Source organism: Mannheimia sp. E30BD (assembly GCF_041807785.1).
In the GTDB taxonomy this organism is placed as follows: Bacteria; Pseudomonadota; Gammaproteobacteria; order Enterobacterales; family Pasteurellaceae; genus Mannheimia.
Map to the genome: position 1 here is coordinate 26,046 of NZ_JBGTYX010000007.1, position 22,499 is coordinate 48,544.

The window sequence follows — 22,499 nt, forward strand, 5'->3', positions numbered from 1 at the left end:
TTCCTCTTAACCTCTGTTGTTGAACCAATCACGGAAGCTCTCTCCCTCAGGTTGAGGTAAATCACGGGCTTTTGTCCATTCGCCTAATGCACCAAAATTCACAGGAGCTTTACCGTTTTTAATGAATTTGCTTGCGACTTTTGCCCCTACATTCATACCTACTTTCCAAAGTGCCGGGTGTGAATTAGCAAAATTGAAGCCGAAAATAGATAAGCGTTCTGCCATTGGCGTTAAACCTGCCTCGGCAATTTTCTCACGGTGTTTTAAGATTAACTGTGCAAGTGGGATTTTCACTGGACAAACACTGTTACAAGCGGTACAGAGTGAACAAGCATACGGTAGTTCTTTAAACTCTTCGTAACCACCTAATAGTGGTGAGATTACCGAACCAATCGGGCCCGGATAGATTGAGCCGTAGCCGTGTCCGCCAATTTGGCGATAAGCTGGGCAAGTGTTCAAACACGCACCACAGCGGATACAGCGTAAAACCTCTTGGAATTCACTTTCTAAGATTTTTGAACGGCCATTATCCACAATCACTAAATGGAACTCTTCAGGACCATCTGTTTCGCCTTCAAGGCGAGGACCGGTTAGCCAAGTGTTGTAAGCCGTTAATTTTGCCCCTACCGCACTGCGGGCAAGCATTGTAATTAACACATCAACTTCCTTGAAAGTTGGTGCAATACGCTCCATACCCATTACCGCGATGTGTGTTTTTGGCACGGTGGTTGCCATACGCAAGTTACCTTCATTGGTAACTAAACAAACAGAACCTGTTTCCGGCACCGCAAAGTTACAACCTGAAATACCAATATCCGCTTCTAAAAAATCTTCACGAATTTTTTGGCGAACGAATGCTGTCATCTCTTCTGGGGTTTCAGAGCCTTCATAGCCTAATACATCGTGCATTTCTTGGCGGATTCTATAACGGTCTTTGTGGATTGCTGGCACAACAATATGAGAAGGTTTATCTCCCACAATTTGTAGTAAATATTCGCCTAAATCGGTTTCAACTATTTTGATGCCTTCAGATTCTAAAACGTGGTTCATACCGATTTCTTCGGTAACCATTGATTTTGATTTTACGATTTTCTTCGCATTTTTAGCCTTTGCCACGTTTTTGATGTAATCGGTGGCTTCTTCGGCAGTCTCGGCAAAGAAGACGTGTCCGCCGTTTTGGGTGACTTTTTCACTTAATTGGTAGAGATAAGCATCAAGGTTCGCTAAAACGTGATTACGGATTGCTTTCGCATCATCACGCCACTCTTCCCAGTTACCAAGTTCATCAACCATACGCTGACGGTTTGCACCGATAGTTTCTTGAGCTTTCACTAAGGCTTTACGAACAATTTCGTTATTTACTTGTTGCTCAACACGTTGCTTGAACGGCAGGGTATTAGTTTGTAAATAAGACATATTATTTTCCTCCCTGCATTAACACTTCGGAAATGTGCATTACTTTGATCTCTTTACCTTCACGGCTTAAGCGACCACCAATGTTCATCAAGCAACTCACATCAGCCCCGATTAAATAATCAGGCTCGTCTGTATCAATATTTGCGACTTTCTCTTTTACCATTTCGCCCGAAATTTCCGCCATTTTTACCGAGAATGTACCACCAAAACCACAGCAAGTTTCTTGGTTTTTGATTGGTAATAACTCCAAACCTTTCACATTTTGTAATAAGGCGATCGGTTCGTCTTTAATGCCTAATTTACGGAATAAGCTACAAGACGGATGATACACGGCTTTACCAGGTAAGTAAGCACCTACATCAGTAACACCTAATTTATTGACGATAAAATCGGTTAAATCGTGAAAACGATCTGCCACTTTCTGTGCACGGGCAACCCATTCTGATTCACCAAAACGCTCAAAATGCTCAGGGTAAGTTTTAATCGCATAAACACAAGAACCTGCAGGGGCAACGATCGGATAATCATTCGCTTCAAAGGTTTCTATCAAGTTTTTCATACCCGATAGGGCTTGTTTGGTATAGCCGCTATTAATTGCAGGTTGCCCACAGCAACCTTGTTTTTCTAAGAAAGTGATTTTGCAACCTAATTTCTCTAATAAAAGCACAGTGTTTTTTGCAACTCCTGCTTTCATCACATCTGCAATGCAGGTAACGTAAAAATTAACGTTCATAGAGAACTCCCACAATAAAAATAAGAATTAAACTCAGACTGCCCTATTTAAGACAGAGAAAGGAAGGGGGATTTGCAAAATATTCGCAAAATCTGACCGCTTCCTTTTTTATTCACTAAATACTAATTGTCTAGTTATTACACAGTATAGAAGAGTGGCACAATAAATAGTGCTGCAACTGCTGCAATAACACCATACACAATCATAGGTACAACTGTTTTCTTAATGATGTTACCTTCTTGTTTCTCAATACCTGTTACAGAACATACTGCTACGATATTATTGATACACACCATATTACCCATTGCACCACCAACTGATTGTAATGCAAGAATTAAGGTTACTGATAAACCAACTTGTTGGGCTGTTGCGTATTGTACTGTACCGAAGGTTAAGTTAGATACCGTGTTAGAACCCGAGAAGAACGCACCAATTGCACCTAAGAATGACGCAAATAATGTCCAAGATTGACCTGTAAATTCTGCGAAACTTCTACCGATAACTTGTACCATTGACTCTGAACCGCCAATTAACATTAATTTTACCATAATAATCGCACCTAAAAGGGCTAAGAATGGCTTTTTAACTTGGCTAAATGATGTGCCGAAAATATCTTTGGTATTTTTACCTGATACCGAGAAAATCGGTAAACAGATTAATACCGTAATCACGAACGGAATTAACGCCGGTACATAAAGTAATTTATAGCTGGTTGCAACATTCGTGCCTAAGATATTTTTCAATGCGAAAATTAAACCTTGGCTGATTTCAAAGTTAGCAAAGCCTACTGAACTTGTAATCCAAGTTGTTGCATCATTTAACCAAGTTTTAAATGGAATTTGTTGAATACGGGTAATCACTAAAATGAAAATTAACAAACCTGTTGGTAATAATGCTTTCGCAACTTCACCTGTTGTGGCTTTTTCACCGACTAAATTATTCTCTACTTTAGCCAAGCCGATCCCTGCATTTGCCACAAATACAGACACCAATAAACCAATTGCACCCGCCACTAATGAAGGGAATTCATAGTTGAATTGAGCAATAATGATATAAGGAACAACACAAGCTAAAATACTAATGTAGATAAACACGATATTCTGACGAATTTCTTTCCAGCTCACGATTAAACGTAGTGCCATAATCGGAATAATTAATGCCGCAATAGCGTGAATTAATGCTGTCATAGAACCAATTTCAAGCACTTGAGCATCTGTCAATAAGCCATCTTTTAATAATGGACCCATACCGAACCACGTTGGTGTACCTACTGCCCCGAATGATACCGGTACAGAGTTCATCACAAGCGCCAACATTGCCACTTGTAATGGTTTAAAACCTAAACCAACTAAGATAGGCGCAGCGATAGCTGCCGGCGTTCCGAAACCTGACGCACCTTCAATCATAAACGCAAATGCCCAACCGATAATCATTAATTGTGCGATTGGATTTGGATTAATTGCCCCTAACCATTTACGGATTGTATTGGTTGCACCTGATACTTCAGAGAAGCGGTTAAATAAAATTGCACCAAAAATAACCGTAATTGGCGTTAATACATCGCCTAAACCTGCAATAATATTTGCAAAGATTAAGGTAGTATCATTACCAAAATAGGTAAGTTGAAGAATAAAAATGAGTAATGCGGTTAGTGGAAGAGCCACATAAGATGGCAACGCATTGCGTTTTACCATTAAATAAATAAGTAAAACAATAGGAAAGACGCTCAGAAATAGAGCCATAGAACACCTCTTTTATGATTATAAAATGACCTTACTGGTCTGACAGGTGCGCATTTTACTCCTAAAGCAATCTAATGTAACTTGGTTGTTACAAATTTGTGATCTAATTCAAATTTTTAAGGTTCGTATGATTAAAAAAAAGACTAATTTTTTATGAATAACCCCCAATAGTTATTCATTTTTGGAGTTTATTTTGCAAAAATTTTATAAAAATTGACCGCTTGTTATCTATTTTTAAATTCAATCAAATATAATAAGTCAAAATTATTTTATTCTTTAAGGAAGTGTTATGTCTTTAACCTCTAACAACCGCTATCTTGCCATTTTTGGCGTTATTTTGGCTATCGGCTTAATGGCAGCCGCCTTTATTCTCGGGCATCAATTCAAAAACTTACAGCAAACAGGCGTTATTACCGTAAAAGGTCTTGCCGAAGCTGAACATAAAGCCACGCTAGGTACTTGGCGAGTGTCTATTTTTGGTTGGGGTTTAACCTATAACGATGCAATGAAAGCCAATCAGCAAAACTTAAATCAAGCAGTGAAGTTTTTGAAAGAGCAAGGCTTTTTGGATACGGAGCGTGAAATTACCGAGCTTTCAGTAAATGAAAGAACCGAATATTATGTGGACGAATTTGGTAAAGATCGTTCTCGCAAAAACGGCTATAACGCGACACGTTCAATCGTTCTCTCTACCAAAGATTTAGTCAAACTACAAAACGCCTTATCAAAAATCCAATTCTTACGAGCGGAAAATGAAGCGATTGATTTTAGCCAGCCCGATTATTATTTAGAGAATTTGGAAGAAATCAAACGTGATTTAATCGCAAAAGCAACACAAGATGCCTATGTACGAGCAGAAGAATTTGCCAAAACCAGTAATGTAAAGGTTGGCTTACTACGTTCAGCTTCACAAGGTTCTTTTGATATTAAATCCAGCCGCCCGAACACAGAAGATAGTGATGATAGCTATGGCGGAAGTTACGATACTTCAACTATCGATAAAAAAGTACGTTTAGTCGTAACCATTCAATACGCAATTAACTAACAAAAAAAGACAAAAAAAGACCGCTTACAAGCGGTCTTTTTTTCGGAAAATTTTACACATTGAAACGGAAGTGCATTACATCTCCATCTTGAACGATATACTCTTTTCCTTCTAAACGCCATTTACCTGCTTCTTTTGCTCCAGCTTCGCCTTTGTGGTCGATAAAATCTTGGTAAGCAATTACTTCCGCACGGATAAAGCCTTTCTCAAAATCGGTGTGGATAACTGCTGCTGCTTTTGGTGCGGTTGCCCCTACTGAAACCGTCCACGCACGCACCTCTTTCACACCTGCGGTAAAGTAGGTTTGTAGGTTAAGTAAGCGGTAGCCCGCACGAATTACACGGTTTAAACCCGGCTCTTCAATGCCTAAATCTTGTAAAAACTCGACTTTTTCTTCGTCATCAAGTTCTGCAATTTCAGATTCAATTGCTGCACATACAGGCACAACCACCGCTCCTTCTTTTTCAGCAATTTCACGCACACGATCAAGATATGGGTTATTCTCAAAACCGTCTTCGTTTACATTTGCGATATACATCGTTGGTTTTAGGGTTAAGAAGTTGTAACCTTTAATCGCGTGAAGTTCGTCTTTATCTAAATCGACCGAGCGAATCATTCCAGCATTTTCAAGCACAGGTAAGATTTTCTCCATAATCGATAATTCAAATTTTGCCTCTTTATCGCCGCCTTTTGCACGTTTTTGTAAACGCTGAATGGCACGCTCGCAGCTGTCTAAGTCAGCTAATGCTAGCTCGGTATTGATGATTTCAATATCATCGGCTGGGTCAATTTTACCTGCAACGTGAACAATATCATCATTTTCAAAGCAACGTACAACGTGCCCGATTGCATCTGTTTCACGAATGTTGGCTAAGAATTTGTTACCTAAGCCTTCGCCTTTACTTGCCCCTGCCACTAAACCTGCAATATCCACAAATTCCATTGTGGTTGGTAATACACGCTCTGGTTTTACAATTTCTGCTAATGCGTCTAAACGCGGATCAGGCATTGGCACAACACCTGTGTTTGGCTCGATGGTACAGAACGGATAGTTCGCCGCTTCAATACCCGCTTTTGTTAATGCGTTGAAAAGAGTTGATTTACCCACGTTTGGTAAACCGACAATACCACATTTAAATCCCATTTTTTGTTCCTTTAAATTACAAAATTTTGTGTAAATTTGACCGCTTGTAGAGGCAAATTGCAATTTGCCCATCAATCGTGTGAATTGGGCGAATTACAATTCGCTCCTACATTCTATGCTTTAAAACTATTTAAACGATTTGTTGCTTTGACTATGCCGTCTTTCAGCAAAATGTCAGTACAGCGAGCTGCTTCATCAACCACCGCATTAATCAGATCTTTTTCTGCTGGAGCGGGCTTGCCTAGCACATAAGAGGCTACCATATCTTTATGTCCCGGGTGTCCGATGCCAATTCGCACACGGTAAAACTCTTTGTTATTGCCAAGAGCTGCAATAATATCTTTCAAGCCGTTATGCCCGCCGTGTCCGCCGCCTTTTTTTAACTTAACCGAACCGGGCGGTAAATCAAGTTCATCGTGAGCCACTAAAATTTCTTCAGGCTTAATACGATAAAAATTAGCTAATGCCCCTACCGCTTTTCCACTTAAATTCATAAAAGTGGTTGGCACTAATAAACGTATTTCGCCTTGAGGAGTATTAATTTTAGCCACTTTGCCAAAATATTTGGCTTCTTCTTTGAGGCTTACATTATACATTCGAGCAAGTTCATTAATTAGCCACTCACCAGCGTTGTGGCGAGTCTCTTCATATTTTGCTCCAGGGTTGGCAAGCCCGACAATCAATTTAATTTCTGACACAATCTTGTCTCAATTCTCTAAATTAAAAAGCAATAGTTAAAAGGCGATATTGTAGAGAAAAACCGCTGTTTTCTCAAGGTAGCCATTAATCATACTGCCTATACGGGTTTGGTATACATTGATATTTCGCCAACATCGACTCGGTAAAATCAGAGCGTGATGAGGCATTGCTATTATTCAAGCTCACTACGCCAATTTGTTTCCCTCTACAATCGCCTTTTGCAATAAAGGCTAAATTATAACCCGCTTCACGAGTGTAACCCGTTTTGCTGACTAAGGCTTGGTATGATTGAGAACGAACCATACTGTTAGTGTTCCTCATTGACAAATAGCGACCACCTGCATACACACTCACTAATGGTGAGTTAGAAAGCTGCTGAATTTCAGGTTTACTTGCTGCATAGCCTGCTAATTTTGCGAGATCGACTGCCGTTGAAACATTATTAGGAGACAATCCCGAACTATCGCCAAAGTAGGTTTGCGTCATACCAATTTCTCTTGCTTTGCTGTTCATTCTAGCTAAAAACTGAGCTTTATTTAAATGCGTGGCGTGAGCCAGTGCATGTGCAGCATAGTTATCTGAGCGGACTAACATCGCTTTTAATAATTCGCTACAAGCAATGTTGGTATTTTTGGGTAAAGGGCTAGTTGTGCCTTTAATAAAATCTGCATCAGAAGGCAAAATTTGTGTTTGGCAGCTTGACCCGTAACGATTTTCTTCTAAAAACACCACTGCGGTCATCAATTTAGTGACAGAGGCAATCGGGCGAACTAAGTTAAAGTTCTTTCCTTCCAAAAATTTTTTCTGCTTTAAGTCAAACACCACATAAGCTGAATTTTCAGTTGGGATATAAGCCACTTTCGCTTTAATACGAGGGCTTGGCTTCTTTGCCGGCTGGGAGGAACAAGCACTCAGCACCAAAGCTGCAAGAATAACGGGAATAAATTTTTTCATAAAAGATTCGTCGAAATAATAAAGTCAAAGTTTGGTATTTTACTCGCTTTCTTGCGTTGTGCCATAGCAAGCGGTCGATTTTTACAAAATTTTTGCAAATGCTATTTGCAAAATTCTCTCAAAATTTAACCGCTTGCCCTCTTCCCTCAAATCAGCGAAAATATCAGCGAATTTTCGGCGGACTTTCCGCCCTTTTTATTTTTTAGTTATCGAGAACAAAATGTCATATCCACAAGAAATTAATAAACGTCGCACCTTTGCGATTATTTCCCACCCCGATGCGGGTAAAACCACCATTACCGAAAAAGTATTGCTTTACGGAAATGCCATTCAAACCGCAGGTTCGGTAAAAGGTAAAGGCTCGGCACAACACGCAAAATCGGACTGGATGGAGATGGAAAAGCAGCGTGGTATCTCCATTACCACCTCTGTAATGCAATTCCCTTACAATGATTGCTTGGTAAACCTGTTAGATACGCCCGGACACGAAGACTTCTCGGAAGATACTTACCGTACTTTAACCGCTGTAGATAGCTGCTTAATGGTTATCGACTCGGCAAAAGGGGTTGAGGAACGTACCATCAAATTGATGGAGGTTACCCGCCTGCGTGATACGCCAATCTTGACCTTTATGAACAAGCTTGACCGTGATATTCGTGATCCAATGGAGTTATTGGACGAAATAGAAAGCGTTCTGAAAATCAACTGTGCACCTATTACTTGGCCGATTGGCTGCGGTAAGTTATTCAAAGGGGTTTATCATATTTATAAAGATGAAACCTACCTTTACCAAACAGGTCAAGGGCATACTATTCAAGAAGTTCGCATTATTAAAGGCTTAGATAATCCAGAGTTAGACCAAGCCGTTGGCGATGATCTAGCCCAACAACTGCGTGATGAATTGGAGTTAGTACAAGGTGCTTCTCACGAATTTGATCACGATGCCTTCATCAAAGGCGAATTAACGCCAGTATTCTTCGGAACGGCATTGGGTAACTTCGGGGTAAATCACTTCTTAGATGGTTTAACCGAATGGGCTCCTGCGCCACAATCTCGTGAGTCAGACAGCCGCACAGTTGAGTCAAGCGAAGAAAAATTTAGCGGTTTCGTATTCAAAATCCAAGCGAATATGGATCCAAAACACCGCGACCGTGTTGCCTTTATGCGTGTTGTTTCAGGCAAATATGAAAAAGGAATGAAGTTAAAGCACGTCCGCATTGGTAAAGATGTAGTGATTTCTGATGCTCTTACCTTTATGGCTGGCGACCGCTCACACGCAGAAGAGGCTTACGCAGGCGATATTATCGGCTTACACAATCACGGCACAATCCAGATTGGCGATACCTTTACGCAAGGCGAAAACTTGAAATTTACCGGTATTCCAAACTTCGCACCAGAATTGTTCCGCCGCATTCGCTTGAAAGATCCACTTAAGCAAAAGCAGTTACTAAAAGGCTTGGTGCAACTTTCGGAAGAAGGAGCGGTGCAAGTATTCCGTCCACTCATTAATAACGATTTAATCGTAGGTGCGGTGGGTGTGCTACAGTTTGACGTGGTGGTTTCACGCCTAAAATCAGAATATAACGTAGAGGCGATTTACGAAACCGTAAACGTGGCAACCGCTCGTTGGGTAGAATGCTCTGATGCGAAAAAATTCGAAGAATTTAAACGCAAAAATGAGGCAAACTTAGCCCTAGACGGCGGCGATAACCTCACTTACATCGCTCCAACAATGGTAAACCTAAACCTTGCACAAGAACGTTATCCAGATGTAACTTTCTTTAAAACAAGGGAGCATTAATCATAAAAGCTCGGCACTAAAAGTCGAGCTTATTTTTTGCTCAAAATTTGACTAAACTAGAAAATAAAACTAAACTAAGAAATCAAACTAAGGAGAATAATAAGATGCATGCACCGATTGAAACTATCAATATACACGAAGCCAAAACCCATCTTTCTCGCATTGTAGAAGAGGTGAAGAAATTTGGTAAGCCGATGATTATCGCCAAATCAGGTAAAGCTCAGGTAAAAATTGTCCCTTTAGATGACAATACTCCACAAAAACGTTTTGGTTTTATGAAGCAATCAACTTGCAAAATCCCTGATAATTTTGACCGCTTTTATGAAAATGAAATAGCAGCAATGTTTGGTGGGGAAAACGAATGAAAATCTTGTTAGATACCCATATCTTACTTTGGATGGCTTGGGATAAAAAAGACAAATTTTCATCACAAGTGCTTGAATTATTAGAAGACCCGAATAACGAGCTCTATTTTAGTTTAGCGAGTTTATGGGAAATTTCGATTAAATCTTCGCTTGGTAAGCCTGATTTTGATGTTGATGTATCAGCATTCGAAAATGGTTTAGTTAATGCTGGTTTTCGCACTTTACCCATCACGTTAGCACATATTTTAAAGCAATCAGAGTTACCGCTAATTCATCGAGATCCTTTTGATAGAATGCTTATCGCTCAAGCAGAAATTGAAAGGCTCTTCTTTTTAACTGCAGATAACATCATTTTACAATATCACAAGCCTTTTATAATGAATGCCAGCTAATCTATTTTGCTATGAAAAAATATTTCCTCCCCTTATCACTCTTTCTAGCGAGCTTTTGCTACGCCGAAAACCAATGTATTGAGTACTCAAACCAATCTCCTGTTCATATTACACGAGTGGATCTCAACTGCGGCAATATTCAACTGATTGGCTCACAGAAAAGTGATAGTGAATCTACCGTATCTCAATTCGCTCAGAAATATGAAACTGATGTTGCGATTAATGCCAATTTTTATTGGAAAGATTACACCCCTATTGGTTTAGTCGTAACTCAAGGCAAACGCTGGTCAAAATATAACGATGTGAGAAATCGAGTGATTTTTGCGTGTGATAAAGCAAATAAATGCTTAATTGAAGATAAAAATAAAGCGACTCCCCACAACCCAAAATGGCAAGTTGCTATTAGCGGCTGGCATTGGTACAACGCAAAAAGTAAAAAGTTTGAGTGTGCCGATACCGACAAAGTAGGTTGTGTTCAAAGTATTTTTCACGATAAACACCCTCGCACCCTGCTTGGTTTGAACGATGAGAAAAACTGGCTCTATCTTGTTGTGGTTGAAGGAAGACAGTTTGCCTTCGGAGGCGTAACCCTAAATGAGCTAGCAGAAGCCGCTCATAAACTTGAACTCACAAGGGCAATCAACCTTGACGGTGGCGGAAGTTCAACGATGGTAATTGGTAACAAGCGGGTAAATTCACTGCCTGTTTTACAAAAGGAAGAACGTAAAGTTGCCAATCATTTTGGGATAAAAATTCTTCCTGTGCAAAAATAAAATTCACTTCACACTCTTGCTCATTAAATAACCAATTAAAATACTCAACTAAAAATAGCTCTACTTTTTTTATGGAAATATGCTAAAGTTCCGCCGTTATAGTAATCCCTTATTTTTTTATGGAGACAAATAGAATGAAAAAATGGTTAATTCCATTAACAATGGCGGCATTTTGCGTTGCAGCTTGTGATGATAAGAATAATGCACAAGCAAAAGTAGAGCAACCAGTGGCACAACCTGAACAATCGAAAAAAAATCCAGAAACTTTACCGCTTGTAACTATTGTTGCTCCTTGGGAATTAAATAGCTTAGATTTAAACCAATCTGGCGTGATTTTCCAACGTATGAATATTGCTGAAACCTTAGTTGAAGCCAACCTTGAAGGGCAATTAGTAGAAGGTTTAGCAACTAAGTGGGAAAGTAATGCTGATGCTACAGTTTGGACATTCTCTCTGCGTACTGCAAAATTCCATAACGGCAAGCCTTTAACCGCACAAGCGGTCGAAAAATCATTAAAAATTGCACTTTCAAAACCGGGTGTTTTGCAAAAAGCCTTTATCAAAGAGATCAAAGCGCTTGATAACAACCAAATTCAATTTGAATTAACGAAATCTTTTGTGCCGTTCCCTTCTTTCTTAACCCACTACACCACCTTAATTTTGGCGGAAGAAAGTTTTGATGAAAAAGGCGATGTGGCACAGGTAATCGGTACTGGTGCATTCAAAGCAACGAAAATTGAAGCACCACAAAAATTAGAGAGCGTTCGTTTTGATGAATATTGGGGCAGTAAACCACAACTTCAGCAAGCGAATTATTTAGCAAGCAGCCGTAGCGAAACCCGTACTTTAATGGCACAGAGCGATAAAACCTCGTTAGTCTTCAACTTAGATAAAGCGAGTGTGGCTCGTTTAAAAGCTGATCCGAATTTACAACTTATCAATACGTCTATTGCCCGCACGACTCAGCTCAAAATGGACGTTGCAAAGCCATTCTTTAACGATTTAGTCATTCGTCAAGCCTTATCGCAAGCAATTAACCGCAAAGCGATTGCTGAGCAGATCTTAAAAATTCAAGATGGAATGGCAGACCAAATTTTACCGAAAGCGTTTGCTGACTGGCGTGTTGCAACAACAGAATCAACCTTAAGCCACGATGAGACAATTGCAAAAATTAAGGAAAATTTGACCGCTTCCGGTTATGAATATAATGCAGAAGGCAAATTAACCAAAGAGGGCAAACCGTTTAGCTTCACATTGAGAACCTATTCAGATCGCCCTGAATTGCCGATTATTGCGACTATTTTACAAGCTGAATGGAAGAAAATCGGGGTTGATGTGAATGTATCTGTCGGTAACTTCAGTGAAATTCCGCTAGGGCATCAAAATGGTACTTTAGAGATGGCTCTTTATGCGTTCAACTATGCGAAAACCCTCGATCCGTTCGCCTTATTAGTGCAAGACTTTGCTAATGGTGGAAGCGATTGGGGAACAATGAACTGGCGTAATGAAACGCTAGATCAAGCCCTAAAACAACTTGAAACAGAAATCGATCCTGCAAAATCGAAGCAATCAAAGCAACAAGTGAGCCAAATTATTCACGATGAATTGCCGATTATTCCGATTGTGTACGATCAACAAACAGTTGTAGGGCATCAAGGTATTAATGGCTTGACACTTGATCCGTTTGAAAGACGTTTTTATTTGGAAAAGTTAAGTAAATAATTTGCGTAGGGACGCACTGCGTGCGTCCATAACGTCATATTTTCTATATTTGCGGACACACGCAGTGTGTCCCTACATCAAAAATCATTACCTTTTAAACTATAAAACAAATGCTAAAAATCCTCCTCCGCCGTCTTACCCAACTTTTATTAGTGATTTGGTCTGTCGGCACATTAACTTTCATTATTACCCGCCAACTGTCGGGCGATATGGCATACCGTATTGCCGCTAGCCGCTATGGTTATGACCAAGCGGATAGTATGGCAGCCGAAGCGGTGCGTGCCGAGCTTGCCTTAGATCAGCCTTGGTGGCAGAGCTATTTCAGCTGGTTAGGCGATTTATTACAGTTCAATTTAGGCAAATCGTTGGTAACTGGCGATTCTGTCTGGTCTGAAATTCAGCACCAATTCGGGCATACCTTAAGCCTTGCGGTTGTGGCACTTATCTTAGCAATCCTGATCGGTCCGACACTTGGGTTACTCGCCGCTCGCAAACCAAACGGATTTTTTGACCGCTTGACATTGGTATTCAGCACATTATTCCGCTCTGTGCCAGCCTTTATCATCGCTATCGGTTTAATTACGCTTTTTTCAGCACAGCTTAAATGGTTACCTGCGGGCGGATACGGTAGTTGGCAGCATTTTATCTTACCAGCTTTAACTCTTGCCATTGGCTTGAGTGCAGTTTCGGTGCGAGTTACTCGTTCTGCGATGGTGCAGGTAAAAAATGCCGAGTTCTACCAATTCTCGCAATTAAAAGGACTAAGCCGTTGGAAAACCTTTGTGCGACACGGTTTACCCAACATTGCCGTGCCTGTTATTGCTTACCACGCAGTACAGCTTGTCTATTTAATTGAAGGGGTTGTGGTGGTAGAAAGTTTATTCGCTTGGCCGGGCAGCGGACACGCATTGGTTCACGCCATTATTGCCCGTAATGTACCGATGATTCAAGGCACAACCTTAGTAATGGGCGGATTATTTGTTGTATTAAACACTCTTGCTGATCTACTCAGTGCTTGGATTGACCCACGAATTAAGCGATAGGACAGAAAATGAAAATTTCAACTTCACAATATTTAGGCGGCGCAATCCTATTGATTATGCTCGGGTTCGCCTTCTTACAACCTTATTTTTATCCGATGGATATCGGCTTTCAAGATTTAACCAATACGCTTTCTAATCCAAATGAATTAGCGTGGTTCGGCACAGATCATCTTGGTAGAGATATGCTCGCTCGCCTTTCCTCTGCGATTCGCCTCTCTTTTGGTTTATCGCTCTTTAGCGTGTTTTGTGCTTTAGTAGCAGGCTTGATTACGGGCATTATGGCAGGCTTTTTTGGCGGTTGGATTGACCGTATTTTCAGCTTTATTTGTGATTTAGTGATGGCTCTGCCGGGCTTACTATTAGTGCTACTCTTTGCTGCCCTCTCTCCAGGTTCGTTCTGGACACTTTACTTAGGGATTTCTCTGGTAATGTGGGTGGAGTTTTTCCGTGTGATCCGCTCAATCAGTTCAACAATGGCAAACAGCTCAGAAATTCAAGCCTCTCTCTTAATGGGAATGGGCTGGCTTTACAGCTTCAAACGCCATTTATTACCACGTTTATTACCAATGATTGCAACCTTATCTGCATTCTCGCTCGGCAATGCGATTTTAGCCCTCGCAACACTCGGCTTTGTGAGCGTAGGATTACGCCCACCAACAGCAGAGTTAGGCCTGATGATGACAGAATTATTCCCTTATTACTATGAAGCTCCGATTATCTTTTTACAGCCTGTCGTGGCGGTGTTTTTAATGGTACTTAGCCTACAATTATTGTCTGGGAAAGTTAAATAATTACGTAGGGGCGGGTCCTGTGCCTGCCCGAAAACTCCTATTATATTTATGGGCGGGCACAGGACCCGCCCCTACAGTAATAAAATAAAGATGAAACTACTCAATACCCAAAATCTCTCTGTTAAAACTACAAGTGGTTTAGAACTTGTTAAACCAATCAGTTTACAATTAGAAACAGGTAAAAATATTACAATCTTAGGCGAAACTGGTTCTGGCAAAAGTTTACTCATTCAAGCCATTATGGGTTCTCTTCCTGAGGGGCTAATTGCAAGCGGTGAAATTTCTGTCGAAAATTGCAAAATTTCTGCTGAACCTGACCGCTTGCAAACGCTTTGGGGCAAAACCTTAGTAATGCTGCCACAAGAGCCACGCCGCTCGCTCAATCCAATTATGGCAATCGGCAAACAGTTATGGGAAAGTTTTCACTATGTGGCAGGGAAATCATCTCCCCAAGCGAAAACGGAAAGCCAAACCTATTTAGCCAAACTCGGCTTGAAAGAGTCGGTGGAAAGCTATCCCCACCAGCTTTCAGGCGGTATGGCACAACGAGCTTCTTTTGCTATTGCAACCGCTGCTGGGGGAAAAATTTTACTTGCCGATGAGCCGACCAAAGGGCTTGATCCAACGAGCAAAGGTAAAGTAATTGAGCTGTTGAAATCCGCTTACCAAAACGGTGGCGGCTTATTAACTATAACTCACGATATTGAAGTTGCCGAGCAACTTGGAGGCTACATTCTGGTAATGAAAAAAGGCGAATTGTTGGAACAAGGTGAGGCGGAAGCACTATTAAGCAATCCTCAGCACGCTTATACCAAAGCCTTAATTGCAGCAGATCCAAAACATTGGCAACCCTTGCAAGATTTGCAAAATTTGAGCCAAAAACAACCGCTTGTATCGGTTAAAAATCTGAGTGTCGCTCGTGGCAAGAAAACCCTGTTTAACAATCTCTCCTTTGATCTGCACAAAGGCGAAGTGCTAGGCATTATCGGGCATAGTGGAATTGGTAAAAGCTCTCTTGCTGATGTATTGTGTGGTTTGCTAAAACCAAAATCGGGAGAAGTAAAATGGCACAGCCAAAGCCACAAAAAGCACCAAGTGTTAAAGCTCTACCAAGATCCACCGGAAGCCTTTGCCCCGAATGTCAGCCTACAAACTTTGCTTGATGATGTGATCAACAAACATCACTTAGATCGTAAACCAATCCCAAGCTTGTTAGAGCAACTCTCACTTAACCCTGAGATTTTGCAACGCAATGCGGAAAATGTCTCCGGTGGCGAGCTACAACGGGTGGCGATTTTACGAACGTTATTGCTCGACCCTGTATTGTTGTTTGCTGATGAGGTAACTTCTCGACTTGACCCAATCACGCAACACGAAACCATTGAATTGCTGATAAACCAATGCCGTGCCAGAAATTGCAGCTTGATTTTAGTCAGCCACGATCCTTATCTAATTGAAAAATCGTGCGATAAGGTGATTAATTTGGAAGAGTATGTAGGGTAACAAGCGGTTCAATTTCTGAGATTTTTTACGTCTCTACAAACAAAAATGCGAAGACACTATTTTGTTACATTAGTTCTTCGCATTTTTCCTTACTTATTCTTTATTATAGAGCCAGTTTCTGCCGCACAATTTCAAACAAACAAACGCCTGTTGCAACCGATACATTCAATGATGAAACCGATCCTGCCATTGGAATACTGATGAGTTGGTCACAATGCTCACGAGTTAAACGACGCATTCCATCGCCCTCTGCTCCCATCACTAAAGCGATTGAGCCTGTGAGTTTTGCTTCATAAATGCCCGATGTAGTTTCGCCTGCAGTCCCTACAATCCACACATTGTGGCGTTCTTGTAAATCACGCATTGTGCGAGCCAGGTTGGTTACACGAATAAGCGGCATTACCTCTGCCGCCCCACAAGCGACTTTGCGAGCGGTTGAAGTGAGTTGAGCTGATTTATCTTTCGGCACAATCACTGCATCAACCCCAGCAGCATCAGCAGTACGCAAACACGCACCGAGATTGTGTGGATCTGTTACGCCATCTAAAATAAGCAGTAACGGATTTTGTTTTTGGCTTAAAATTGCCTCTAGATCGTGTTCGTTTAGCTCTTTTTGTGGCACAACTCTGGCAATAATGCCTTGATGCACCTCACCCTGCGATTTGTTATCTAAGGTTTGGCGATTAACCTGCTGAACTGAAACACCTAAGCGTTGTAGTTCATTTAATAGTGGTAGTAACCTTTTGTCCTCACGCCCTTTCAGCACCAGCACTTCAATTAAACGCTCCGGGGCATTGTCTAAAAAGGCTTTCACGGCGTGAATGCCATAAATTTGTTCACTCATAATTTTCCTTAATAATCGGGCGAACACATCGGTTCGCCCCTAAAGTAAATACTTTACAACAATATCTTCACAATTTTATCGAGTTTTACTCTGCCAAATTTTTTCAGCAATTTACGCACATTTTCAGGGTAATCTGCTAACACTTCTAAATCGCTATAGTGGCTTAAAATCTGTGTGTGTTGGCGAATTTGGCTCAGTTCCATTTCCGCTTTTTCGCTGAGTTCAGCTTTTGGATCAGAAATTAAAATCGCATTTTCAGCATCTAATCGCCACGCACGAGGGTTTAAGTTATTGCCTGTGAGCAAAATATAGCGGTTATCAACCCATACACCTTTAAGATGATAGCTATTTTCGCCATCTTTCCATAAACGAATAGTAAGCTGCCCATTTTGAATATAAAAATTTAATCGCTTAGCGAAAGCCCGTAAATTCTTTTCATACAAATAAGGCAGAGCTGATGCCATCGTAAATTTTTCATCAGGTTTGGTGTAGAAATCATTAGCGGTTTTGTCGCCCACAATAATTTCAACCGATTTACCATTTGCCAGTAACCATTCAATGCGGGTTCTTAACGAAAGCGGGAAATTGAAATAAGGCGTACAAATCGTTAATTTTTGTTCTGTTTGGTAGAACAACGCCTCAATCACTTTGTTAAGCTGATTTCTACGGCGACCTAAGCCAAATAATGGTGAAACGAGCAAGTCGTCACTTTTCGTAATACCATTAAATTGATATTGCTCACGGCTTAGCTGTTTACGAAAAGCCTTAATCTGTGTGCGAATATCAACCGTCTTAGCACGATTTGTTTGATCTAAACGTTTGACTGCTTCATTCGGTAAAATATGTTGCTGAATAAAACCTACCCAACTATCTGCAAGTGCTTTATTTTCAATAACATGGTAGCGGTCGTAACGGTAGCGATCTAACTGATGTAAATAAACGTTATTAATGCTTGCTCCGCTATACAAAATCGTATCGTCAAACACGAAACCTTTTAAATGCAACACGCCAAACACTTCTCTCCCGTTAATCGGCACGCCATAGAACTCAATTTCTTGATCTTGAGGCAAATCTTGCTCAGATTTAAATTTTGTGTACCAATCGGCATTCGAGAGACTTCCCACTTCGCCAATACGTCCACGTTGGGCTCTGTGCCAATCAACCAAGATTTTAATTTCTAAATTTGGGTTGCTTCGTTTCGCATCATAAAGAGCGGTTAAGATCTCTTGCCCAGCTTCATCTTTTTCAAAATAGAGAGCGGTTAAATAAATGCGTTCTTTCGCCGCTTGAATCAGCTGTAAAATTTGCTGTTTAAACGCTTGGCTTGACTTAAGAAAATCCACTTGTTCTGCCGTTTGTGGCAAGAACGGTAAACTTTCTATCAGCTTTTCGGCTTTGCGTTGTTTATTCAAAATTAACATTAATGATTCCCGATTTTTAATAACTGCCCGCTATTTTACACCGAAACAATTAATAAAGCGATTTTACATTAACGGCACTCGTAGCTTTCGGGGTTGTTTGGCTCGCCTTTGGTGTAATAAGCCGCTTTCGGGTAAGGACAAAGTCGGATCTGTTTTGCCTTATTCGGATATAATTCGCCTGCTTTGGCAATGATTTGCTCTGGAGATTTACCCTTCTCCACCCAATTTTCAAGAGCGGTGAGCATATCAAAATCATTCACTGTTGCCCCTCGCCCACAATGGTTCATTGCAGGCACAAAAAACAATTTTGCAAAATTTTGCGGATTTTCGACCGCTTGTTGTAGGCTCTGATACCAATCTCGCAAATCAACCGCCGAAAAAATCGGGTCTGAAACGCCTTGATAAATCAGCATTTTTCCGCCTCTTTGCTCAAAAGTTGAAAAATCTAATTTATCCGCATCGTGAATACCGCCAACCGATTTTACTTGCTCGCTGGCAAGATCTAAATCCACTTCAAGTGGGTCAAAATTAGGCTGGAGAGGCGTTAAATAGTAATGAGTTAAACTTTTTAGCCCCATTTTAAAGCTGATGCTATTTGGTTCAGCGGTTTTGCTATCGCCTAATTTCCAATCCCGCCAGCCTTTTGCATTCACACCTGAATCGTATACCCAAGGACTGTAAATTAACTCGCCTTGGCTATTTTTTGCTCCACTAAAAGTGGTTTCAATAAGTGTAGCTTTCTCTTTTCCAAGCTCATTTTCTACCATTTCAGGCTTGAAATCGCACTTTTCCCACGCATTAATTAAGCCATCTTCTAAACCATCGAGTTTATCGTAACGCTTAAGAATGGCGTTGGCAAGAGTATCGAGATCCTGCTGTGTTAAGGATTCTGCTAAAATTTTCTGCCCGTCTTGATTGGTTGGAGCGGCTGCCAATAACGCTCGGTTATCCCATACCTCCGCCAAAACAGAAATAGGCTGGTAACTCTGCTGATTTTTCAACCCATTCGGCTTTGTAAATGTCGGTTTGGTAAATCGAGGAAGATTTGAGCTGTTGGCATTGCTCAGAAGAAGCCGCTACCGTTTGGGTAAATATTGAGATAAAAGAGAGGAAAATCAGTATTTTTTTCATTTTAATTATTCTAGGTAAATACAGGCGGTTATTTTTTAGGAAATTTTTGCAAATCTTAGAATGGGTGTCTATCTATCGCTGAAAAAGCTAAGGCAGGGAGAACCCTGCCTTAGAATAATTAATTTTGCGATTAAGCAAACAAACGTTTTTCGCCTTCGCCTGCAACGTTTTCCACACAACGTCCACATACTTCTTCGTGGCCTGCGTGTGTGCCGATATCGGTTGCATAGTGCCAGCAACGAGGGCATTTTTCGCCATCTGCATTTTCTACTTTTACTGCTAAGCCAGCTAATTCGCCTTCAGCAATATCCGCTTCTGCAAGTGGTTTTACAATCGCTTGTGAAGTAATTAATACAAAGCGTAATTCATTGCCTAGTTGCTCTAATAACGGACGAATTTCATCATTCGCATATACTGTTACTTTCGCTTCTAAACCTGCACCAATCACTTTATCTTTACGAGCTTGCTCTAACACACGGTTTACTTCCGCACGCACTTTTAAGATTTGCTGCCAGTAAGCATCGTCTAATTCATCTTGCTCGGTTAAAGCAAATAAACCTGTGTAAAACTCTTCGGTAAAGACAAATTCGCTTCTGCCTTCAACCTGTGGCAAGTAGCCCCAAATTTCATCTGCAGTAAATGAAAGAATTGGCGCAATCCAACGCACAAGGGCTTCTGCAATGTGCCATAACGCAGTTTGGCAACTACGGCGAGCAAGGCTATCTGCTTTGGTGGTGTATTGACGGTCTTTGATAATATCTAAGTAGAATGAACCCATCTCAATTGAGCAGAAACGCATTAAGCGTTGCACAACGGTGTGGAATTGATAGTTATCATACGCCTCTTTAATTTCATTTTGGGCTTCTAAGGCACAAGCTACCGCCCAGCGATCTAATGCGATCATCTCTTCCGGTTTGACGAAATCACGTTTCGGATCAAAACCGTTTAAGTTCGCTAACAAGAAACGTGCGGTGTTACGAATACGGCGGTAAGATTCCCCAGCACTATTTAAAATGTTGTGAGAAACGGCAATTTCGCCTGTGTAGTCGGTTGAAGCGACCCATAAACGTAAAATATCTGCACCGTTTTTGTTCCACACTTCGCTTGGCACAATCACATTACCGAGTGATTTAGACATTTTTCTGCCTTTTTCATCTACGGTAAAACCGTGCGTTAAAACTTGTTTGTATGGTGCTTTGTCATTCGTTGCGGTAGAAAGCATTAATGATGACATAAACCAACCACGATGTTGGTCTGAGCCTTCTAAATACATATCTGCTGAATTGCCGTTGAACTCTGGGCGTTGTTCTACCACAGAGGCATAAGTTGATCCTGAGTCGAACCATACATCAAGCGTATCTGGCACTTTGCGGTAATCTCTCGCTTCATCACCTAAAAGCTCTGCTGGGTCTAAATCCCACCACGCTTGAATGCCTTTTTCTTCCACACGTTTTGCCACTTCTTCGATTAATTCAAGCGTGCGTGGGTGTAATTCTTCGGTTTCGTTATGTACGAACATTGCCATTGGCACGCCCCAAGTACGTTGGCGTGAAATACACCAGTCTGGACGATTTGCCACCATATTATCAATACGAGCTTCACCCCAACTTGGAATCCAACGAACGGACTTAATTTCGCCTAATGCTTGTTTGCGTAAGCCTTGTGTTTCCATACCGATAAACCATTGCGGAGTTGCACGGAAAATAATCGGGGTTTTATGACGCCAGCAGTGCGGGTAGCTGTGTTTAATGCGAGATAATTTTAATAACGCCCCAACTGCTTGTAATTTCTCAACGACTTTATCGTTAGATTCAAATACACCTAAGCCAGCAAAGAATGGAGTTTCCGCTTTGAATTTACCGTCATTTGAAACCAAACCTGCCATTTCAATGTTGTATTTGCGAGAAACCACAAAGTCGTCCGCACCGTGATCAGGAGCAGTGTGTACTAAACCAGTACCGCCATCGGTGGTAACGTGATCGCCTAACACAAACGACACGCTATAGTCATAGAATGGGTGGTTAAAGCGTAATAATTCTAAGCTTTCGCCTTTTGCTGTGCCTAACACTTCAAAAGTTTCAACGCCTGCTGCTTTTGCAACATCTTCGACTAAATCGACCGCTAGTAGCACTCGTTCGTCATTAAATTGCACTAACGCATACTCAAGGTTTGCATTAATTGCGATCGCACGGTTAGACGGAATTGTCCACGGGGTTGTAGTCCAAATCACCGCAGAAATTTTGCCGTTACCTTTTGCATTGAATTTTGCTTCAATCTCTGCAGAATCCACCGCTTCAAAACGCACATAGATTGATGGAGAAACTTTGTCTTCATACTCCACTTCAGCTTCTGCAAGTGATGAACCACAATCTAAACACCAATGTACCGGTTTTGAACCTTTGTATAAATGACCGTTTGCAATCACTTTGCCTAACGTGCGGATAATACTCGCTTCAGTATGGAAATTCATTGTCAGATATGGATTATCCCAATCGCCTAAAATTCCCATACGGATAAAATCGGCTTTCTGCCCTTCAACTTGTTCTTTTGCGTAATCACGGCACGCTTGGCGGAACTCTGCAGCTGAAATTTTTTCATTTGGCTTGCCGACAATGCCTTCTACTTTTAACTCAATCGGTAAACCGTGGCAGTCCCAACCCGGCACATAAGGGGTATCGAAACCTAATGCGGTTTTCGATTTCATAATAATATCTTTTAAAATTTTATTTACTGCGTGGCCTAAATGTAGATTACCGTTCGCATACGGAGGACCATCGTGCAAAATAAAGGTTTTCTTACCTTTAGAAGCAGTACGAATTTTTTGGTAGAGGTTTTTGTCATACCAATTTTTTAACATATCAGGCTCGCGTTTAGCGAGATCCCCACGCATAGGAAAGCCTGTTTCAGGCAAATTTAAAGTGTTTTTGTAATCAACTGTCATTTTTATTTTCCAATTTTAATCAAATATTGGTGATTGTAGG

Annotated in this window: 20 protein-coding genes; 9 read left to right on the forward strand and 11 right to left on the reverse strand. The window is 41.0% G+C overall.

Features of this window, described 5'->3' with window-relative positions; all coding sequences use genetic code 11:
* Positions 1 to 6 precede the first annotated feature (6 nt).
* From ACERCG_RS06090 to ACERCG_RS06100, 3 genes are all read right to left on the reverse strand, one after another.
* A complete protein-coding gene (locus ACERCG_RS06090; protein ID WP_373611160.1) occupies positions 7 to 1,416 on the reverse strand; it encodes a LutB/LldF family L-lactate oxidation iron-sulfur protein in 1,410 nt (469 codons plus the stop codon).
* Position 1,417: 1 nt separating this feature from the next.
* The gene (locus tag ACERCG_RS06095) at positions 1,418 to 2,149 is read right to left on the reverse strand and encodes a (Fe-S)-binding protein (RefSeq protein WP_373611161.1); all 732 of its coding nucleotides are present in this window, start codon (positions 2,147 to 2,149) and stop codon (positions 1,418 to 1,420) included.
* Between the two features lie 137 nt (positions 2,150 to 2,286).
* Positions 2,287 to 3,891 (reverse strand): L-lactate permease, encoded by a 1,605-nt coding sequence (locus ACERCG_RS06100; RefSeq protein ID WP_373611162.1) that lies wholly within the window; start codon positions 3,889 to 3,891, stop codon positions 2,287 to 2,289.
* Between the two features lie 289 nt (positions 3,892 to 4,180).
* On the opposite strand from ACERCG_RS06100, the gene ACERCG_RS06105 reads away from it, so the two are divergent.
* On the forward strand, positions 4,181 to 4,936 hold the full coding sequence (locus ACERCG_RS06105; protein ID WP_373611163.1) for an SIMPL domain-containing protein: 756 nt from the start codon (positions 4,181 to 4,183) through the stop codon (positions 4,934 to 4,936).
* Between the two features lie 52 nt (positions 4,937 to 4,988).
* On the opposite strand, the gene ychF is transcribed toward ACERCG_RS06105, so the two are convergent.
* From ychF to ACERCG_RS06120, 3 genes are all read right to left on the reverse strand, one after another.
* On the reverse strand, positions 4,989 to 6,080 hold the full coding sequence (ychF, locus tag ACERCG_RS06110) for a redox-regulated ATPase YchF (protein ID WP_373611165.1): 1,092 nt from the start codon (positions 6,078 to 6,080) through the stop codon (positions 4,989 to 4,991).
* A gap of 113 nt (positions 6,081 to 6,193) precedes the next feature.
* Complete coding sequence (gene pth / locus ACERCG_RS06115; protein ID WP_373611166.1) at positions 6,194 to 6,778, reverse strand: aminoacyl-tRNA hydrolase; 585 nt, start codon at positions 6,776 to 6,778, stop codon at positions 6,194 to 6,196.
* Between the two features lie 85 nt (positions 6,779 to 6,863).
* On the reverse strand, positions 6,864 to 7,733 hold the full coding sequence (locus tag ACERCG_RS06120; RefSeq protein WP_373611167.1) for a D-alanyl-D-alanine carboxypeptidase family protein: 870 nt from the start codon (positions 7,731 to 7,733) through the stop codon (positions 6,864 to 6,866).
* A gap of 220 nt (positions 7,734 to 7,953) precedes the next feature.
* On the opposite strand from ACERCG_RS06120, the gene prfC reads away from it, so the two are divergent.
* The 8 genes from prfC to ACERCG_RS06160 all read left to right on the forward strand — a co-directional run bounded on the left by prfC (position 7,954) and on the right by ACERCG_RS06160 (position 16,122).
* Positions 7,954 to 9,534: a peptide chain release factor 3 gene (prfC, locus tag ACERCG_RS06125; protein ID WP_373611168.1), complete on the forward strand. Its 1,581-nt coding sequence runs from the start codon at positions 7,954 to 7,956 to the stop codon at positions 9,532 to 9,534.
* A 104-nt stretch (positions 9,535 to 9,638) separates the two neighbouring features.
* A complete protein-coding gene (locus ACERCG_RS06130; RefSeq protein WP_373611169.1) occupies positions 9,639 to 9,899 on the forward strand; it encodes a type II toxin-antitoxin system Phd/YefM family antitoxin in 261 nt (86 codons plus the stop codon).
* Positions 9,896 to 10,291, forward strand: a complete 396-nt coding sequence (locus ACERCG_RS06135; protein WP_373611171.1) for a type II toxin-antitoxin system VapC family toxin — start codon at positions 9,896 to 9,898, stop codon at positions 10,289 to 10,291. The genes ACERCG_RS06130 and ACERCG_RS06135 overlap by 4 nt, the downstream gene beginning before the upstream one ends.
* A gap of 11 nt (positions 10,292 to 10,302) precedes the next feature.
* The gene (locus tag ACERCG_RS06140) at positions 10,303 to 11,064 is read left to right on the forward strand and encodes a phosphodiester glycosidase family protein (RefSeq protein WP_373611172.1); all 762 of its coding nucleotides are present in this window, start codon (positions 10,303 to 10,305) and stop codon (positions 11,062 to 11,064) included.
* Between the two features lie 134 nt (positions 11,065 to 11,198).
* Entirely contained in the window at positions 11,199 to 12,785 is a 1,587-nt protein-coding gene (locus ACERCG_RS06145; protein ID WP_373611173.1) for an ABC transporter substrate-binding protein, read from the forward strand.
* Between the two features lie 110 nt (positions 12,786 to 12,895).
* The gene (locus tag ACERCG_RS06150) at positions 12,896 to 13,828 is read left to right on the forward strand and encodes an ABC transporter permease (RefSeq protein WP_373611174.1); all 933 of its coding nucleotides are present in this window, start codon (positions 12,896 to 12,898) and stop codon (positions 13,826 to 13,828) included.
* A gap of 8 nt (positions 13,829 to 13,836) precedes the next feature.
* The gene (locus ACERCG_RS06155; protein ID WP_373611175.1) at positions 13,837 to 14,619 is read left to right on the forward strand and encodes an ABC transporter permease; all 783 of its coding nucleotides are present in this window, start codon (positions 13,837 to 13,839) and stop codon (positions 14,617 to 14,619) included.
* Positions 14,620 to 14,709: 90 nt separating this feature from the next.
* The gene (locus ACERCG_RS06160) at positions 14,710 to 16,122 is read left to right on the forward strand and encodes an ABC transporter ATP-binding protein (RefSeq protein WP_373611176.1); all 1,413 of its coding nucleotides are present in this window, start codon (positions 14,710 to 14,712) and stop codon (positions 16,120 to 16,122) included.
* Between the two features lie 103 nt (positions 16,123 to 16,225).
* Here the strand turns inward: ACERCG_RS06160 and rlmB are convergent, their stop codons facing one another.
* The 5 genes from rlmB to ileS all read right to left on the reverse strand — a co-directional run bounded on the left by rlmB (position 16,226) and on the right by ileS (position 22,459).
* Positions 16,226 to 16,966, reverse strand: a complete 741-nt coding sequence (gene rlmB / locus ACERCG_RS06165) for a 23S rRNA (guanosine(2251)-2'-O)-methyltransferase RlmB (protein WP_373611177.1) — start codon at positions 16,964 to 16,966, stop codon at positions 16,226 to 16,228.
* 53 nt (positions 16,967 to 17,019) lie between these two features.
* Positions 17,020 to 18,387, reverse strand: coding sequence for a CDP-diacylglycerol--serine O-phosphatidyltransferase (gene pssA / locus ACERCG_RS06170; protein WP_373611178.1), 1,368 nt, complete (start codon positions 18,385 to 18,387; stop codon positions 17,020 to 17,022).
* Between the two features lie 68 nt (positions 18,388 to 18,455).
* Positions 18,456 to 19,388 (reverse strand): tannase/feruloyl esterase family alpha/beta hydrolase, encoded by a 933-nt coding sequence (locus ACERCG_RS06175; protein WP_373611179.1) that lies wholly within the window; start codon positions 19,386 to 19,388, stop codon positions 18,456 to 18,458.
* Entirely contained in the window at positions 19,333 to 19,518 is a 186-nt protein-coding gene (locus ACERCG_RS06180) for a hypothetical protein (RefSeq protein ID WP_373611180.1), read from the reverse strand. The genes ACERCG_RS06175 and ACERCG_RS06180 overlap by 56 nt, the downstream gene beginning before the upstream one ends.
* 130 nt (positions 19,519 to 19,648) lie before the next feature.
* Positions 19,649 to 22,459 (reverse strand): isoleucine--tRNA ligase, encoded by a 2,811-nt coding sequence (ileS, locus tag ACERCG_RS06185; protein ID WP_373611181.1) that lies wholly within the window; start codon positions 22,457 to 22,459, stop codon positions 19,649 to 19,651.
* Positions 22,460 to 22,499: the final 40 nt, after the last annotated feature.

What these genes read in the sequence shown, in the direction of transcription:
- ACERCG_RS06090 (WP_373611160.1), bottom strand. Translation starts at nt 1,416, where the DNA reads ATGTCTTATTTACAAACTAATACCCTGCCGTTCAAGCAACGTGTTGAG.
- ACERCG_RS06095 (WP_373611161.1), bottom strand. Translation starts at nt 2,149, where the DNA reads ATGAACGTTAATTTTTACGTTACCTGCATTGCAGATGTGATGAAAGCA.
- ACERCG_RS06100 (WP_373611162.1), bottom strand. Translation starts at nt 3,891, where the DNA reads ATGGCTCTATTTCTGAGCGTCTTTCCTATTGTTTTACTTATTTATTTA.
- ACERCG_RS06105 (WP_373611163.1), top strand. Translation starts at nt 4,181, where the DNA reads ATGTCTTTAACCTCTAACAACCGCTATCTTGCCATTTTTGGCGTTATT.
- ychF (WP_373611165.1), bottom strand. Translation starts at nt 6,080, where the DNA reads ATGGGATTTAAATGTGGTATTGTCGGTTTACCAAACGTGGGTAAATCA.
- ACERCG_RS06120 (WP_373611167.1), bottom strand. Translation starts at nt 7,733, where the DNA reads ATGAAAAAATTTATTCCCGTTATTCTTGCAGCTTTGGTGCTGAGTGCT.
- prfC (WP_373611168.1), top strand. Translation starts at nt 7,954, where the DNA reads ATGTCATATCCACAAGAAATTAATAAACGTCGCACCTTTGCGATTATT.
- ACERCG_RS06130 (WP_373611169.1), top strand. Translation starts at nt 9,639, where the DNA reads ATGCATGCACCGATTGAAACTATCAATATACACGAAGCCAAAACCCAT.
- ACERCG_RS06135 (WP_373611171.1), top strand. Translation starts at nt 9,896, where the DNA reads ATGAAAATCTTGTTAGATACCCATATCTTACTTTGGATGGCTTGGGAT.
- ACERCG_RS06140 (WP_373611172.1), top strand. Translation starts at nt 10,303, where the DNA reads ATGAAAAAATATTTCCTCCCCTTATCACTCTTTCTAGCGAGCTTTTGC.
- ACERCG_RS06145 (WP_373611173.1), top strand. Translation starts at nt 11,199, where the DNA reads ATGAAAAAATGGTTAATTCCATTAACAATGGCGGCATTTTGCGTTGCA.
- ACERCG_RS06150 (WP_373611174.1), top strand. Translation starts at nt 12,896, where the DNA reads ATGCTAAAAATCCTCCTCCGCCGTCTTACCCAACTTTTATTAGTGATT.
- ACERCG_RS06155 (WP_373611175.1), top strand. Translation starts at nt 13,837, where the DNA reads ATGAAAATTTCAACTTCACAATATTTAGGCGGCGCAATCCTATTGATT.
- ACERCG_RS06160 (WP_373611176.1), top strand. Translation starts at nt 14,710, where the DNA reads ATGAAACTACTCAATACCCAAAATCTCTCTGTTAAAACTACAAGTGGT.
- rlmB (WP_373611177.1), bottom strand. Translation starts at nt 16,966, where the DNA reads ATGAGTGAACAAATTTATGGCATTCACGCCGTGAAAGCCTTTTTAGAC.
- pssA (WP_373611178.1), bottom strand. Translation starts at nt 18,387, where the DNA reads ATGTTAATTTTGAATAAACAACGCAAAGCCGAAAAGCTGATAGAAAGT.
- ACERCG_RS06180 (WP_373611180.1), bottom strand. Translation starts at nt 19,518, where the DNA reads ATGAAAAAAATACTGATTTTCCTCTCTTTTATCTCAATATTTACCCAA.
- ileS (WP_373611181.1), bottom strand. Translation starts at nt 22,459, where the DNA reads ATGACAGTTGATTACAAAAACACTTTAAATTTGCCTGAAACAGGCTTT.